The organism is Aeromonas piscicola (assembly GCF_000820005.1).
GTDB lineage: Bacteria > Pseudomonadota > Gammaproteobacteria > Enterobacterales > Aeromonadaceae > Aeromonas > Aeromonas piscicola.
Window position 1 is genome coordinate 40639 of record NZ_CDBL01000086.1, and the last position, 15936, is coordinate 56574.

Below are 15936 nucleotides of genomic sequence, written 5' to 3' on the forward strand. Positions count from 1 at the left end.
GCCCTCTAGCCCCGCCGAGGCGGGGGATTCAAACCTGATGAGTGGAAAACGACAACGAAGAGACGACAACCATGAAGCGCAACCCAATATCTGCCTGCCGGCGCACGACCTACCTCTGGTTAACCGGGTTATCGGCCGCTATCGGGTTCGTATGAACAACAACAGTAGCAACCAGTGTGGCTCAGGATCTCACCCTTGTCCGGTTTTAAATCCGGGATGATGCAGGCTGCGATAATGGCTGGGAGCCAGGCCATGCTGGCGTTTGAAGGCGGTGGAGAAGTGGTACTCATTCTTGAAGCCGCACAACTGGGCCACCTGTTTCACCGAGTCGCCGCCGCTGGCCAGCAAGAGGGCGGCTCGTTGCAAGCGCAGCCGTTGCAGCAAGGCCATGGGGGCCAATGCAAAGTGCTGCTGACAGAGACGATAGAGCTGGCGCTCGGAGAGGTGCAGGGCGTCGGCCATCCGCCCTATGTCCCAGCACTCGGTCAGGGATTCTTTCAGCATCAGCTCGAGACGCAGCGCCTGCCGCTCACCGCGACTCTGCCCCTCCCCCTTTTGCAGCAGGCGGCGCAGATAAAAGCCGAGCTGTTCTACCAGCAACGCACTGAGCAGCGGATCCTGGTGGCGCTCCTGCTCCGCATAGAGGTTCTCCAGGGTGTGCAGCAAGCTGGCCTGCTGGGAGGTACAACCCAGCCTGAGGTGGCTGGCGAAGGCATCCCAGGGGGAGTCCTTGTGCAGCAGCAGCCACACCAGATCCCAGTCGCCGCCCGGCTCTGACGACGATCTGTCTGGCTGCTGCGGCTCAGGCAATTGATAGCAGAGCGGTTCCCCCGCCGGGATCAGGGCCCACTCCCCAATCTTGAGTCGCTCGAGGCGATCGCCGATCCGCACAGCCCCCTCGCCCCCCAGGGTGAGCAGAAAACAGTGTACGTCCTCAAAGCGACGTTCAATCCTGTAGTGGCTGCGCAGGCGGGAATGGCCAGCCAACCATACCCGCTCTTGGGCAAGGGCGGGCAACAGGCTGTCACAGCAGATCTGTTCGCGGCAGTCGGGAGAGACGTCAATGACTTCAGGATTGGCAGTTTCAGACATCATCTGGACGGGCTCAGCCATGTCGAACATTCAAGGCCCAGCATAGCATGGAGGACATCAAGTCACAGGAGACAGGCCATGCACATACATCACGTCGCCATCTGGGCACAGGATCTGGAGGCGCTCAAGGTATTCTACTGCTCCTTGTTTGGCGGCCAGGCGAATGAGCGATACCACAACCCGACCAAACAGTTCAGCTCCTACTTCGTGCGCTTCGAGGGGGGCGCCAGCCTGGAGCTGATGCACAGCCCCATACTGTTTCCGGCAGATCCCAGTTTGCCGCACCCGCTGCAGGGGCTGGCCCATCTCTCCTTCTCCCTCGGCAGCGTGGAGGCTGTGGACCAGATGACGGCCCGCCTCAAGCTGCTCAAGGGCGCCGAGGTCAAACACCTGGACGGCCCCCGCTGGACCGGCGACGGCTATTACGAGAGCACCTTTCTGGATCCTGAGGGAAATCGACTGGAATTGACCATCTAGCCCCTGTATTGGCACCTCACCCTAGCCCTCTCCCAACGGGAGAGGGGATAAAGCAGCACCGGAAATATGATCACCAGCCATGTAGGTTCGATTAGAGAAGTTTAATCGGGGCGCGGGAACGAGATTAACCCCTTATTTACTTGCTGGAGAGAGGTTGGCGGTGAGGGGATAGAAAAATAAGATTTCTCTGGATATACCTTGTAGCTCTCTAGGTATGACCCAGCCTCGTTAACCCGAGTTTTCACCCATACCTCACCATAATCCCGAATCTGCTCCTTACCAAGGTTATTCTCACTGTAACAAATATTAAACCAATACCCTGTATGCTTATCTTTTATTTTTAAGCCTGCCTCACAACGGCCATATTTACCTTTGGATGGTCCGGGGTGAACCACTTTATATTCCGTATCATAACTGACCACTTTATCTGGATAAAAATAGACGTACATATCATAGCCATACCATGACGTTATAAATATCATAAAAAAGCAACTACCAAAGGCTTTTGTGATATGTTTTAAGGCGTCACGCCCGGGACATCGAAAAGCAGTGAAAATTGCACCAACCAATCCAAATAACGCACTTATAGTTATATAGGTGAGCAACTCTGGAACCGTGTCAGCAATAACTGTCTTACGTGACAGTCTGAGCGAGAACAGTAAGATTGAACACCATAGAACAAGCAGCAATAAAAAACTTCCCCCAAGCAGCATGTTCTTTCGCTGTTCACTTTTGAAACTATGAATTATCATTTTACTGCCTGATTTATCATTAAAAATGAAAAGTATCCCACCATTTTGCAATATATATATGGGCGGTGCAATTCACTTCGTTCATTGCACCCTACCCGATTTTACGAAGTGGGCATTGTGGCAACCAGCCCCCTCACCCAAAGGGAGAAGAGATCATCCCGCATAGGGGGTATGGCGTTGGCAATGGCATGTGAATTCGGGATATAGCCACGGAGCCAAACCTCCCTTCTACCGTTTATTAGAAAAGGAGGAGAAGGGTCGGGGATGAGGGGGAGAAAAAAGAGATTACGCGGTAAACGTTGGGCTTCGCAGGCTCAGCCACAACCTACACTGTCGGTAAATTGGTGGTGAGACTGCAAAGCCCAACATACGAGATAAGTCATAACCAATCCAACTAATATATTTAACCTGGGTGCTTTTAAATATATCCGCCATATTTAAAAGCACCTCAATAAACTTATATTATCATTTCATTTTTCAAAGTTAAGAAACTCTTGTCTATGACATCAAGGTGAACCTTAACATTACGAGATAGTACCTTGAAGTGCACCTCCTTGAGTTTTACTGTCATTTCAGTACGTTGATGCTCAGGATAGTGATCATATGCAGATACTCCATTTTGAAAATCAACATCACTATCAACACCTTGTAATAATTTGTCTATAGATGAACCAAGAAGCTCTGAAAACTGAACCTGCATAGCTAATAGGGCTTGCACTGCAGTAGATGATCCAATCTCATGAAATGGTATATTTCCTAATGCTTTAGCATAGGAATTTACCACGCTATCGTGATAGACGTTATATATCTCAATATTCACTATTCCCTCTTTAGAACAGGAAGAGTCTATGATGCCTCTAATTTTTTTAGAGAAATGGTGTGCTGCTTCTGCGACAGCTAAAACATCTTTCCTTCTATCCTTTTGTCTTGAAACCTTGTCATGACTAGCAATCCAAGAGGATGCAATGATCGCTAACACAGAACCACCAGCCTGAATCCAAGCAGGGAGCTCATCTGTGCTACCAAACTTCCAATATGCCCCAAGAACCAAAAAGCTCGCTAACAACAATGTAAATAAATGACGATTATAAGAGCGAAACCGTGGTGATTTATTTTCCCCAAAAATTCTCATTTTCAACATTTCCAAAAGTAATACGTTCCTAAAAATACCGCATGTTTGTATTTTATTGGCTAATCGTAAGCCAATGGCGATAAATCCCTTTACCGCCACCCCATCTTTCACTCCCCTAACCTCTCCGCCAATCCGGAATAACGCTCGGTCTTTTTCCGCACCGCTTGTGCCAGCAGGGCGCGATCGCCATAGAGATCGAGGCGGGCCTTGGCGCGGGTGATGCCGGTATAGACCAGCTCGCGGGTCAGCAGCGGGCTGGGGCTGTCGGGCAACACCAGCACTGTATGGGCAAACTCCGAGCCCTGGGATTTGTGGATGGTCATGGCGTAGACAGTCTCATGAGGGGGCAAACGGCTGGGCAAAAGCGCCCGCAGGGTGCCGTCCGGCTGCTCAAACCATACCTTTAACCGACCACTTTCATCGGGCAGACAGAGCCCCATATCGCCGTTATAGAGGCCAACCCCGTGGTCGTTGCGCACCACCATCACTGGGCGACCGGCATACCAGTCGCCATCGCGGGCGATAAGGCCAGCCCGTGACAGGGCCAATTCGAGCCGCTCGTTAAGCCCCAGCACCCCGAACGGGCCGTCGCGCAGGGCGCAGAGGATCTGGAAGCTGTTGAATGCCTTGAACACGGCGGCGGGCTCTTCCCCCGCGCGAGCCGCCTTCAGATAGCTGCCGTAACCGGCCACCCCCAGGGCAATCAGGGCGTCGTAAGCCTCCCCCGCCCAGGGGTGCAGGCTGATATCGGCAAATCCTGCGCCCCAGACTGATTCCACCGCTGCGGCATCGCCGCTGTTGCAGGCGCGCGCCAGCTGGCCGATGCCGGAGTGCTGATCAAAGCGCCAGCTCTTGGCCAGCAAACAGAGGCTGTCGCGCACCGGAGCCCCCGCGGGCGTGCCTTGCAGGCGGTAGCCGGTCTGGCGGGAGAGCCAGTCCGCCTGCGCCGGGCTGATGCCCTGTTCGATAAAGCTGCAGATATCGCCGAGTACGGCCCCTGCCTCCACCGAGGCGAGCTGATCCTTGTCGCCGAGCAGGATCAGGCGGGCGTGGCTTGGCAGCGCATCGAGCAGACGCGCCATCATCGGCAGGTCGACCATGGAGGCCTCATCCACCACCAGCAAGTCGAGGTGCAGCGGGTTGCCCGCGTGGTGGCGGAACTGGCTGCGCCCCGGAATGACCCCGAGCAGCCGGTGCAAGGTGCCCGCTTCGGTGGGGATCGCCTCGACCCACTCGGGGGGCAGATCGAGGGCCTGCAGGGCAGAGCCGATACTCTCGGTGAGGCGCGCCGCCGCCTTGCCGGTGGGGGCCACCAGCCGGATCGCCGGGGCCTTGCCTGCCTGCAGGCCGGTCTCCACCAGAATGGCGAGCAGTTTGGCCACAGTCGTGGTCTTGCCGGTGCCGGGGCCACCGGAGATGACCGCAAAGGGGCGCGCCGCCGCGGTGGCCGCCGCCAGCTTCTGGCCGTTGCAGCAGAGCGCCTCGGGCACCAGCGTATCCAGCTTGCCCAGATCGCTCGCCGCCTGGGCGCTGGCCAGCAGCCCTTCGATGGCGGGCCAATCCACCTCGCTCGGGAACACCAGATCGAGATACTTCTCGATAAAGTGGCGGGCCGAGAAGTCGGGGACGAGGCGGGCTTTGAGCAGCGCCCCGAACACCAGCCCGTAGTCGCGGGCAAACAGCCGCGACAGGGCCGGGGCTATCTCCGGCCATTCGGCTCTTTCACTTAAGACTCGAAGGTGGTGGGCCACCCCCAGCTCAAAGTCGTGGTAGCGGGTAAGGTAGAGCCGCCCGTGCCACAACCGCAGCGGCCAGCGCGGGGCGAGCCCGTCATCCTGCTCGGTGCCAACCAAGGGGCTTGCCGTAAACAGGGCGGGCCAGCGGGCAGGATCCGCCAGATCCAGCAGCAGATCCCGGCTCTGCAAGGGATCCAGCCCGAACGGGCGCAGGGATCCGGTAGATAGCATCTCCAGCGGCAGGCAGACATGGCCGCGCCCCAGCTCGAAGCAAGTGAGCGCCGCCCCCAGCACCAGCTCGGGGCTGCCGCCAAGGTCGGCCACCAGCTTGGCAAATTGCAGATCCAGCTGGCGGATACGCCCTGCCAGCGCCAGTGCTTTCAACCGTTCGATCATGATGGTGCTGGTTGCGGTGCTGATCATGGTGTCGCTCATGCCTCTACCTCGTTCAATGCTTGGGATCCCGCTGCTGGCGGCTCACTGCCTGCGCTAAACAACCGATCCAGCCCCAGCACCAGTTCACGGCTCGGGCGGGTATGGAAAATGCCCCCCTGCGGCATGCCGCGCAGGAACAGATAGAAGACCCCGCCAAAGTGCTGCTCGAAGTCGTAACCCGGCAAGCGCAGGGTGAGCAGCCGGTGCAGCGCCAGCGAGTAGAGCTGGTATTGCAGGTCGTAGCGGTGCTCCGCCATCGCCCGCTCCAGCGCCGGACGGCTGTAATCGGCCGGGCTCATGCCGAGGTGGTTCGATTTGTAGTCGAGCAGATACCAGCGCCCCTGCCACTCGAACACCAGATCGATAAAGCCCTTGAGCATCCCCTGCACGGTGGCAAAGCTGAGCGGCTTGTTGCCCCGCGACAGCGGGTCGTGCTGCTGGCAGAGCGCGGTCAGCGCCGGTGCCGTCACCCGCCCCATGGGCAGAAAGAACTCCAGCTCCACCTGCTTGCGCTCGGGGGCCAGATCCCGCAGCCGCACCGGCTCGCCAAAGCCTGTTTCCAGCGGGGTATCCAGCACCGCCTCCACCTGCTGTTGCAGCACCGGTGCCCAGCTCTCGTCAAAACCGTCTTGCAGCAACAGACTGGCGATATGCTCTGCCAGCAGCTCACCAGCGGCGCTTTGAAAATCGATGGTCTCGAACAGGCTGTGCAGCAAGGTGCCGGGGCGCGCCCCTTTCGGGAAGGTGAAGATGGAGGGCTGGGGCGCCTCCTCCGGTTGTTCTGCCGCCAGAGCGGCCGCCTCGGTGACTACCTCGTCATCGAAGCCGGGATTGGCCAGCACGCCCTTGCTGTGACCATTTCCTTGTGCCGCCAGCCCGGAGTAGGAGCTGATCCACCAATCCCGCTCCAGGGAGCCGGTAAAGCGGCGCACCTGCGGCTCGCCCAGCTGCTCCTCTTCAGGCGGCAGCGGGGCCGGACGGGTGAGCGAGGGCTCACCGACAGCCACCCCGGGCAGCGCCTGTGCCAGCTCGGTCAGGGCGGTCGCCAGTGTCTCGGCATCCCCCTCTTCGCCCTTTTGCAGCAGATAGCCGATGGCGGTGTGGTGCAGGTCGGTCTTCTCCGACTTGCCCGCACCCGCCCGCACCGGCCCCAGCCCCAGCCAGGTGGCGTAGACGCCCCGGGTCAGCGCCACGTAGAGCAGTCGCAAGTCTTCGGCGAGGCGCTCCTTGTCCGCTTCGGCCAGCGACGAGTCGGCGCCGGTCAGGTCGAGAATGGTGCGATTGCCCGCTTCATCCGCCTCGTGATAGAGCGGGGTCTCGGCGGTTCTGTGGCTGCAGATAAAGGGCAGGAACACCAATGGATACTCCAGCCCCTTGGATTTGTGGATGGTGACGATCTGCACCAGCTTGCGCTCGGATTCGAGGCGCAGTACCTGCTCCGCATCTTGCCCGTTGGGGCGACTCACCGCCTCCCCCAGCCAGCGTAGCAGGGCATATTCCCCGTCCAGCTCGCTGCTCACCTGTTGCAGCAGCTCACCGAGATGGAGGAAGTTGGTCAGCCGCCGCTCGCCATAGGGGCTCGCCAGCAGGGAGGAGGCGAGATTGCGCCGGTGCAGCAGGGCCCGCAACATGGCCAGCACGCCGCGGCGATGCCAGATCTTGCGGTACTCCATAAACTCCTGCACCGCGCTCTCCCACGCCCGCTCGTCGCTGGCCAGCCCATCGAGCGCCCTGGCGTCCAGATCAAACAGGCCGGTGGCGAGCGCCGCCCGCAGGCTGCGCTCCTCGCTCGGGTTCTGGCAGGCGTGCAAAATCAGCAAGATCTCCCGCGCCTCCACCTGCTCCAGCACGCTCTCGCGGTTCGACAGATAGACGGAGGCGATGGCGAGGCGCGCCAGCTCCTGCTGCACCAGCTTGCCCTCGCTGCCGGTGCGCACCAGCACGGCGATATCTCCGGCCTTCACCGCCTGATCACCTATCTTTGCCTTGCCCTCGCGGGCCAGCGTCAGCAGGCGGTGGATCTCGGCGGCGGTGGCACGCGCCATCTTGCTCTGGTAATCCCCCCGATTAAAGGTGGGCTGGCCGGTCAGCTGCCAGCAGTGGAGCACGGGGGCGGTAGCGCCATCGAGCAGCAGCGCCTTGCTTTTGCCCTGCGCCTCCACCGGCAGGAAGGGGATATCCGCCTCGTAGATAAAGGGATCTTTCGCCCGCTCGAACAGGCCGTTGACCGCCCCCACCAGCGCACTGCTGGAGCGCCAGTTGCGCCCCAGGGTGTAGTGGGCGCTCACATTTCGCCGAGCCTGAATGTAGGTAAAGATGTCGGCGCCGCGAAAACCGTAGATAGCCTGCTTGGGGTCACCGATCATCAAGAGCGCCGTGTCTGTGTGACCGCCGTAAAGCCGGTGGAAGATGCGGTACTGCTGGGGGTCGGTATCCTGAAACTCATCGATCATCGCCACCCGGTAGGTGGCACGAATGCGCTCGCACAGCCGCTCGCCAAGGCTGGAACCGAGCGCCCCGTCGAGATCTTTCAGCAGGTCATCGAACGAGAGCTGATGAGCCTGCCGCTTGCTGGCCTGCATCCGGCTACGCACCACTTTGGCGGCCCGTTGCAGGATAAGGTCGCGAATACCCGGGCGGCTCGCCAGCAGCGCATCGATTTCGCTGAACAGCGGCAGGGTCGGTGGCGCCTTCCCCTTGTTCAACTTGGCTTCCAGTGTCTCCTGGCCAAAGCGTTCGAGATCCTTGGGCAGCGCGTAGCCGCTCGCCTCGTCCTGCGCCCAGTCGCTTATCTTGGCGAGCCAGCCTTCGTAGTTCTTGCCGGTATAGAGCTTGATTTGCCCCTCGGTCTGGCGGCGGATCTCGTCCCCCTGCGCCAGCCAGGCATCTTTCACCGCATCAATGCGGGCCATGGCCGCCTGATGGCGGGCGGCGAGGGTCTCATCCCCCAGCGCAGGCAGTATCTCCAGCTCGCTGTTGTCGAGCCAGCTGCTCATCTCCCGCAGCAGGGCGGCGGGGCTCGGCCAGAGAGCGCGCACCGAACTGGCCAGGGTTTTATCCACCGGATAGAACTCGGCGCGCCAGTAGTCACTCACCGCCTGCAGCCTGAGCTGGCTGTCATCGGTGAGAAATTCGGTTTCAAAGAGGGCGCCAGACTCGAAGGCATTCTGCGTGAGCATCCGCTGGCAGAAGCCGTGGATGGTAAAGACAGCCGCCTCGTCCATCTGCCGTTCGGCGGCCAGCAGGCGACGGGCCGCCAGTTCGTGATCCTCCACCTCTTCAAGCAGCTGGGTCAGCAGGACATCCTTGCTCTCACCACGCATAAAGGCGAGGCGCGCCTCGTGAATGCGGCCGCGGATCCGCCCGCGCAGTTCGGCGGTGGCCGCTTCGGTAAAGGTCACCACCAGGATCTCGGTCACCGAGAGCGGCCGCTCGTGGGCGCTCGGCTGACCTGCATCGGCGCCCTCTTCAATCAGCGGGCCGTGGCCCAGCAGCAGGCGCAGGTAGAGACCGGCTATGGTGTAGGTCTTGCCGGTACCGGCGGAGGCTTCGATCAGTCGTTCACCATGGAGGGGAAAACGCAGGGTATTGAGCGGGTTAGCCATTATTTCAGCTCCTCCAGGGTCTTGAGCAGCGGGGTCAGGTGTTCGCGGGCCAGCGCCTGCAACTGCCCCAGCACCTCGTCATCGAGTTCGGGGAAGCAGCGGGCGACGTAAACGTCTTGCCCTTCCCCATTGATCATCCAGCCGCCGTTGAAACGGGTGAGAGCCGCCTTGTCGGCCGCCTCCGGTTTGTCGGGATCCTTCTCGATCGCCTTGAGCCAATCCCAGGCGGTGTTGGGGAAGAAGGGCAGCGGCCGCTTCATCCCCTGCGCCCAGAGCGCCACCAGCGCCGCCAGCTTGGGGCGCGCCTCGTCGGCAGCGAGTGCAGGCAGGCGCAGACTCTGTTTGGCGTCGAACAGCAGGGTGTCGCCGGGGGCGCAGCTCAATGAGAGGCAGAGGTGCTGGATCCAGCCCAGCAGCAGATCCTTGCCGTTGAAGCTGCCGGGTTTGACCACCAGCAAGCGCCCCTTCTGGGTGTCGATCCACCCTTGCAACTGGCCCTGGGTCAGGGAGATATCGATCTCCACCGCCTGCTTTTCTGACTCATTGGCAGCAACCCATGGCCGCAGCCGATCCGCCAGCTTGCCCATTTCGGCATCCAGATCGTCCAGCAGCAGGCTACCGAACCAGCCTTGCGGCAGCAGGCCGGTGAGCTGCAACCGCTCGCGACGTATGCTCACACTATCGCTCCGCTCTGGACTGTCCCCCTCTGCCAGATGGGCATCGAGCAGCAGATCTTTCAGCTGATAATGTTGCAGGCCATCCAGCTCGAACGGCTCGCTGTCCTCGATGTTGGCTTCGTTCAGCTCAAACCACACCTTGAGGCGGCGGTTGAGGAAATACTTGGTGGGCTGGCGATAGAAGCGCAGCAACTCGGCCAGCTCCAGCCCCTGCTCCTTGCCCCATTCGGAAGGCAGCGGCAGCTCGCCACTCTGGAAGTTGGCCGCGCCACGCACCGGATTGAGAGCGGGCAGCCAGTCGGCGGCATAGGTAAAGAGGCGTGAACCCGCCTCAGGATGGAAGTAGTTGCGGCTGTAGGGGGTGAGCGGGTGCGCCACCATCAGATGGTTGAGCAGCCGCTTGCCGGAGGTTTCGTCATCGAGATCCTCATCCCCCGCCAGCACAAAACCCTGACGCACATAGTCGATCAGCTCCGCCAGCAAGACGGACGGCACCTTGTCGCTGTTGTCCTGCGCGCTGAAGCCCTGATAGCTGATATAGAGCCCCTGTTGGGCGCTCAAGAGCGCCTCAAGGAAGAGATAGCGGTCATCATCGCGACGGGAGCGATCCCCGCGCCGCGACGCCACCGCCATCAGATCGAACCCCATGGGAGCCAATGTGCGCGGGTAGACGCCGTCATTCATGCCGAGCAGGCAGACCTGCTTGAAGGGGATGGAGCGCATCGGCATCAGGGTGCAGAAGTTGACCTGACCGGCGAGGAAGCGCTGGCTGGAGCGGGACTCCCCCAGCACGCTGCCGAGGTAGTCCTGCAACAGATCGGCGGTAATGGGCTGTTCGAAGCGGGACTCGCCAAGCTGGGTCTGCCACTCGACCAGCTGGCTGCGAATGAGCTGGAGCTGACGCTCTTCATCCTCATCGGCCAGATAGAAGCGTTCCAGCAGTCCGTGGAGGCAGGTAACCCACTCTCCTAGCGGCTGTGCCTGTTGCAGCCGGGGCAGGAATTCGGCCAGCGAATCGACGAACCAGGCAAGCTTGCCGAGCGCCAATCCCTGCTGACCTTCGATCTCTGCATAAGGCAATATGCTGGCCAAGGGCCCCTGCTGCCCCCCCATACTGTCGGCGTAGGGCAAAATGCCCGCCACCGGCTCGCCATCGCCCATGGCAAAACCGAGCAGCATCCGCCGCAGGCCGAACAGCCAGCTGTTGCCGGACATGGGCGGCAGATCGAAACGGACGGGGTAGCCGTCATCCAGCCCCCAGCGGATGCCGGTCTCCTGCACCCAGACCCGCAGCTGGTTGAACTCGTCGTCATCCAGCTCGAAGCGGCGCAGTACGGCGGGCACCTCGAGAATGGCCAGCAGCTCCCCTGCGCCGAAGCGGGCGTTGGGCAGCCTGAGCAGGGCGAGGAAGCTTTGCAACAGCGGGCTCTCCTGACTCGCAGCCCGATCAGATACCGCGAACGGGATCTGGCCCCGCGCCCCAAACACCGCCTGAATGTAGGGGCCGTAGCTGTTCACATCCGGCATCATCACCACCACGTCTTTCGGGGTGAGGGTCGGGTCCTGCTCGAACAGCGCCAGCAGCCGGTCGTGCAGCACTTCAAGTTCGCGCATCGGGCCGTGGCAGGCATGGATCTGCAAGGATCCATCCGTTGGATCGATCGGGCTCTTGTGGCGGCTGCTGTCGAGATCGAACTGACCGGCGCCTCGCTCGGCCAGCTCCAGCACATCCTTCTGGATGGCGCGCAGCAGGCTGACATTGCCCTCGGCATCCAGCTCGTCGATATCGACGAAGGCCTCGATTTGCGGCACCTCCAGCTCCATCAGCTGATGCAGGTAGTCGCGCCCCAGCTTGCCCATGGAGGCAAGCAGCGGGTTGGCGGGGCCCTGCAAGGTCTCGATATCGGTGCCGGGTTTGAGTTTGTTCTCCAGCCGCGCCAGGGTCTTGCGATCGAGCAGGTCGCCCCAGTAGTAGCGGCAGGGGTTGGTGACAAACAGGTGCACCTCCACCTCCGGCCGACTGCCGAGGGCCAGCAGCGCCTCCACATAACGCGGCGGCAGCGCCGAGATGCCGAACACGAACACCCGCTGCGGCAGCTTGCCCGGCAGATCCAAGGTGCGTTGCAGCTCGTGGATAAACTCCTCATAGAGGTTGGCTCTGTGGTAGCCGCTCGGGGAGAGCGCCAACGTGCGGACCACCAGCTCGCGCCACAGCTCGGGCTGCCAATCCTGACCGCTCACCCCGGCCAGTTCGAGCCCCAGCCCTTCCCCCTCTTCCCAGCGGGCGATCCAGTCCGGCCGATAGACCAGATACTGGTCAAAGAGATCCGCTACCTTCTGGCAGAGCTGCCACAGCCGAACTTGCTCGGGATCCCTGGCGGGATCCTCGTCCTCTCCGCCGCCCAGATAGGCGGCGAGCGGGGCAAAGGCGGGGCGATCCAGCAAGGCAGGCAGAATGGTCATCAGCTGCCAGCTCATGGATCCCTTGTTGTAGGGACTTATGCAAGGCACGTCCGCCAGCACCCGGGTGAACATATCCCAGATGAAACTGGCGGGCAGCGGGAAGTCGATATTGGCGGCGATGCCGAAGGCTTTGGCCAGCTCCAGCTTGAGCCACTGGGCCATGCCCGGACTCTGCACCAGGATCTGCTCCCGATCGAAGGGGTGAGAGAGAGGAGCCTGCCGGATGCGGCTCACCAGCAGCTCCTTGAGCAGATCCAGCTGATTGGAGTGGTAGAGGGTAAACATGGACGACTCCCGCCAATTCAAATGAGGGGTGGGTGCGAGAAAAGGTGAGTCATTCCCGTCACTTCACACGAAATGGGATTGTCGGGGATCGGGGGGTAAGATGCAAAAGGCGCTTGTTGCCGCAGATCACGTCGCCATCATGCGGGGCGGGAAAGGGTCAATGGCGGGCATAAAAAAGCCGGTGCTGCTGCACCGGCCAAAAGGCGTTGGAAAACTCTCGCTATCCGGGTATTACCAGTTCTTGCCGAGGCGGGCATCCAGACTGAAGGCCCCTGCACCGGCCGCCGCCAAAGCCAGGAAACCACCGGCCACGGAGACATTCTTCATGAACATCAGCATCTGCATCTGATCAGCAGGCTGATAGTGGAAAATAAAGGCGGCCATCAGGGTGAAACCGGCCATCAGCACAGAGAGGCTGCGGCTGAACAGACCCAGCATGATGGCGAGGCCACCACCCAGCTCCAGCAGTATCACCAGCGGCAGAATGAATCCGGGTACGCCCATGGCTTCCATGTAACCCTGGGTACCGGCATAGCCGCCGATCTTGCCCCAGCCTGCAATCACAAACATCAGTGCCAGCAGTACGCGACCCACCAGCAGTGCCACATCTTTCATCTTGTCCATTTCAAACTCCTCGTTGTATGTCAAATCACCGCTGACTGCTTCAGGGTAGGTCAAATAACAGGGCTTGGCTGGCACTCATTGCCACCAGATCCCATTTGGGTTCATCACGACTGAGTACCCCGTCGCCGGGTCGGGCAGCCAGACCGTTGGCGGTCAGCTCCCCTGAAATCATCTGCAGGTAGCCGTGTCGGCCGGCCAGCGCCCAGGTGAGACTCTCACCGGGCTCAAGCTGCAACCGCCATACGCGGGCCTGCTGGCGGATCCTGAAGGATCCCGCTTCGCCATCCGGTGACGCTACCAGCGTCAATCCCAGGTTGGCTTCAATCTTCTTCTGCTGATAGCCGGGGGTCGTGCCGTGTTCGTTCGGCTCGATCCAGATTTGCAACAGGGAGAGCGGCTCGGTCTGCGAGGGGTTGTACTCGCTGTGCCGGATGCCGGACCCTGCGCTCATCAGCTGGAAATCCCCTGCCGGGATCTGCTCGGCGTGGCCGAGGCTGTCCTTGTGCTCTATGGTGCCTTGCAGCACGCAGGTCAGGATCTCCATGTTGGCGTGAGGGTGAGTGGCGAATCCACCACCCGGTGCAACCAGATCCTGATTGATGACCCGCAGCACCGAATGCCCCATCCAGTCCGGGTCGTAGTAGTGCCCGAAGGAAAAGCTGTGGCGCGCATCCAGCCAGCCGAAGTTGGCCTTGCCGCGCGCTTCTGCGGCTCTCAATTTCATCATGGTGTGCTCCTCACGTACCGATACGGTTGATTAACGCTGCTTGCCGCTACCGATGCCGAACGGAATGCGGTAGTCGCTGCTCTGCTCACCCAGACTCACGGTCAGGTTGCCCTGGGTGCGGCTCGGGATCTGTACCTGCTGGCTGCCCATCAGGTTGGCGTGGACCGATGCCACGACATCGCCAGACTCGTCACGCACTTCCAGCATGGGGTTGCCCTTGCCTTCCACCGCGGCGGTCGCGTGCCAGTTGACGAACAGCACACCCGGTGCGGCGTTGAGGTCAGCGGGGACGGAAGCCTGAGCAAAGCCGGCGGTCATCAGGCCTGCAACGGCCAGCATCTTGATTACGTTTTTCATGTTCATTCACTCTCTTGGTTTTTATGTCATTGCCAAGGCCGGTTCGGCCAGAATCAATGCATCCATGCAAGAGGTTATTCAAATAGTGTGTTGTTCTTTTACCGACATCAGACATCACTCTTTGTGATGTCTCTGCCCGGAACTACTGTTTATTTGGCCGCTTGGCCTTCCTGCCTAAGCGTTGATTGAATATTAAAGACACTTGGCCTAAGTTGTTAGCGAGATAAACTGGCAAACATGTTCAAAAAAATTGAAGGTATGAAATGGCCAAGGAATCGAACAAGGAACGGGCGCTGACCCTGGAAGCCATCCGGGTGCTGGACGCCATCGATCGCCGTGGCAGCTTCGCGGCGGCCGCCGACGAGCTGGGCAAGGTCCCCTCGGCGCTGAGCTACACGGTACAGAAGCTGGAAGACGAGCTGGACGCCATGCTGTTTGATCGCAGCGGCCACAGAACCAAGTTCACCCCGGCCGGCCGCATGCTGCTGGAGCGGGGCCGGGTGCTGCTGGAAGCCGCCGAGCATCTGGTGGGCGAGACCCGGGCGCTGGCCCGTGGCTGGGAAACCGACATCACCATAGCCGTCGATGCCCTGGTGCCGCTGCAGGCGCTCTATCCCCTGGTCGAGCGGCTGGCCGAGCTGACGGATACCCGGCTGAGGTTTCGCGCCGAGGTACTGGCAGGCAGCTGGGAGTGTCTGGAAGATGGCAGGGCCGACCTGCTCATCTCCTCCCTCAACCCCGACATCATGCTGACCGGCATCAAGCATCAGGCGCTGCAGGAAGAGTTGATGCTCTACGTCGCCCACCCGGAGCACCCGCTGCATCAGGAGCCCGAGCCCCTGGCGGACGAGACGCTGCGCCGCTACCGCGCCATCGCAGTGGCGGACTCTGCGCTACGCAAGCCGGTGCTCACCTATCGCCTGCTCGACAAGCAGCCGCGCCTCACCGTCAGCACCATGGCGGAGAAGCGCGATGCCCTGCTGGCGGGGATAGGCGTCGGCACCATGCCGCTGAGCTGGATAGAAGAGGACATCAAGGCGGGCCGCCTCAAGGTGATCAGCCCCGAGTATCGCCATCAGATCCAGGTCGTACTGGCCTGGCGGCGCGATACCATGGGCAAGGCCAAGAGCTGGCTGGTGCGGGAGATCCCCAAGCTGTTTCCCAGCAAGGGGGAGTGAAGCCGGGGAACACTAAGCATGACGGATGGAGGCGGCGCTCGCCTCCGCTTGACGGCGGGCGCAAATTCGGGGAAAAGAAAAAAGCGGACCTCTTGCGAGTTCCGCTCAATGCCAGGAAAGAATAAAAACCTTTCGGTTTAAAAAACCCTTAAATTGGAAGCAAACAATCGATTTCTCAACCAGGAAGGTCTTGAATCCGATTCGTTTTGAATTATGCGCGATGTTTTATGCGCCACCAGCAAAATGTTGAATGGTTGAAGGATATGCACCACAGAGTATCACTATCTGCAACCTTCACCCTTGACTGGTCTGGCCATTTCAACCGATTACGACGGGTTTATTTCCTCTGGTTTTTTTAAGTGTCAGTATCTGAGCCCATAACTAAAAAAGAACCCA

At 60.4% G+C, this 15936-nt stretch carries 11 protein-coding genes; 2 read left to right on the forward strand and 9 right to left on the reverse strand.

The features are described from left to right. Positions 1–189: 189 nt before the first annotated feature. A complete protein-coding gene (locus BN1128_RS22905; protein ID WP_209428613.1) occupies positions 190–1095 on the reverse strand; it encodes a helix-turn-helix transcriptional regulator in 906 nt (301 codons plus the stop codon). Positions 1096–1170: 75 nt separating this feature from the next. On the opposite strand from BN1128_RS22905, the gene BN1128_RS22910 reads away from it, so the two are divergent. Beyond that, positions 1171–1569: a VOC family protein gene (locus BN1128_RS22910; RefSeq protein WP_042873231.1), complete on the forward strand. Its 399-nt coding sequence runs from the start codon at positions 1171–1173 to the stop codon at positions 1567–1569. Positions 1570–1670: 101 nt separating this feature from the next. Here the strand turns inward: BN1128_RS22910 and BN1128_RS25745 are convergent, their stop codons facing one another. The 8 genes from BN1128_RS25745 to BN1128_RS22940 form a co-directional block, all read right to left on the reverse strand. After that, the gene (locus BN1128_RS25745; RefSeq protein WP_156140653.1) at positions 1671–2321 is read right to left on the reverse strand and encodes a hypothetical protein; all 651 of its coding nucleotides are present in this window, start codon (positions 2319–2321) and stop codon (positions 1671–1673) included. Between the two features lie 457 nt (positions 2322–2778). Further along, the gene (locus tag BN1128_RS25750; protein ID WP_156140655.1) at positions 2779–3564 is read right to left on the reverse strand and encodes a hypothetical protein; all 786 of its coding nucleotides are present in this window, start codon (positions 3562–3564) and stop codon (positions 2779–2781) included. Next, positions 3561–5624: an exodeoxyribonuclease V subunit alpha gene (recD, locus tag BN1128_RS22915; RefSeq protein WP_042873235.1), complete on the reverse strand. Its 2064-nt coding sequence runs from the start codon at positions 5622–5624 to the stop codon at positions 3561–3563. The genes BN1128_RS25750 and recD overlap by 4 nt, the downstream gene beginning before the upstream one ends. Further along, a complete protein-coding gene (recB, locus tag BN1128_RS22920; protein WP_042873237.1) occupies positions 5621–9229 on the reverse strand; it encodes an exodeoxyribonuclease V subunit beta in 3609 nt (1202 codons plus the stop codon). Before recB ends, recD begins: the two co-directional genes overlap by 4 nt. After that, complete coding sequence (gene recC / locus BN1128_RS22925; RefSeq protein ID WP_042873240.1) at positions 9229–12654, reverse strand: exodeoxyribonuclease V subunit gamma; 3426 nt, start codon at positions 12652–12654, stop codon at positions 9229–9231. The genes recB and recC overlap by 1 nt, the downstream gene beginning before the upstream one ends. A 231-nt stretch (positions 12655–12885) precedes the next feature. Then, positions 12886–13278 (reverse strand): DoxX family protein, encoded by a 393-nt coding sequence (locus BN1128_RS22930; RefSeq protein WP_042873242.1) that lies wholly within the window; start codon positions 13276–13278, stop codon positions 12886–12888. Between the two features lie 40 nt (positions 13279–13318). Beyond that, on the reverse strand, positions 13319–14005 hold the full coding sequence (locus BN1128_RS22935) for a pirin family protein (RefSeq protein ID WP_042873244.1): 687 nt from the start codon (positions 14003–14005) through the stop codon (positions 13319–13321). A gap of 30 nt (positions 14006–14035) precedes the next feature. Beyond that, on the reverse strand, positions 14036–14368 hold the full coding sequence (locus tag BN1128_RS22940; protein ID WP_042873246.1) for a hypothetical protein: 333 nt from the start codon (positions 14366–14368) through the stop codon (positions 14036–14038). A 257-nt stretch (positions 14369–14625) separates the two neighbouring features. Here BN1128_RS22940 and BN1128_RS22945 point away from each other — a divergent pair, with 257 nt between their 5' ends. Further along, the gene (locus tag BN1128_RS22945; protein WP_042873248.1) at positions 14626–15540 is read left to right on the forward strand and encodes a LysR family transcriptional regulator; all 915 of its coding nucleotides are present in this window, start codon (positions 14626–14628) and stop codon (positions 15538–15540) included. Positions 15541–15936: the final 396 nt, after the last annotated feature.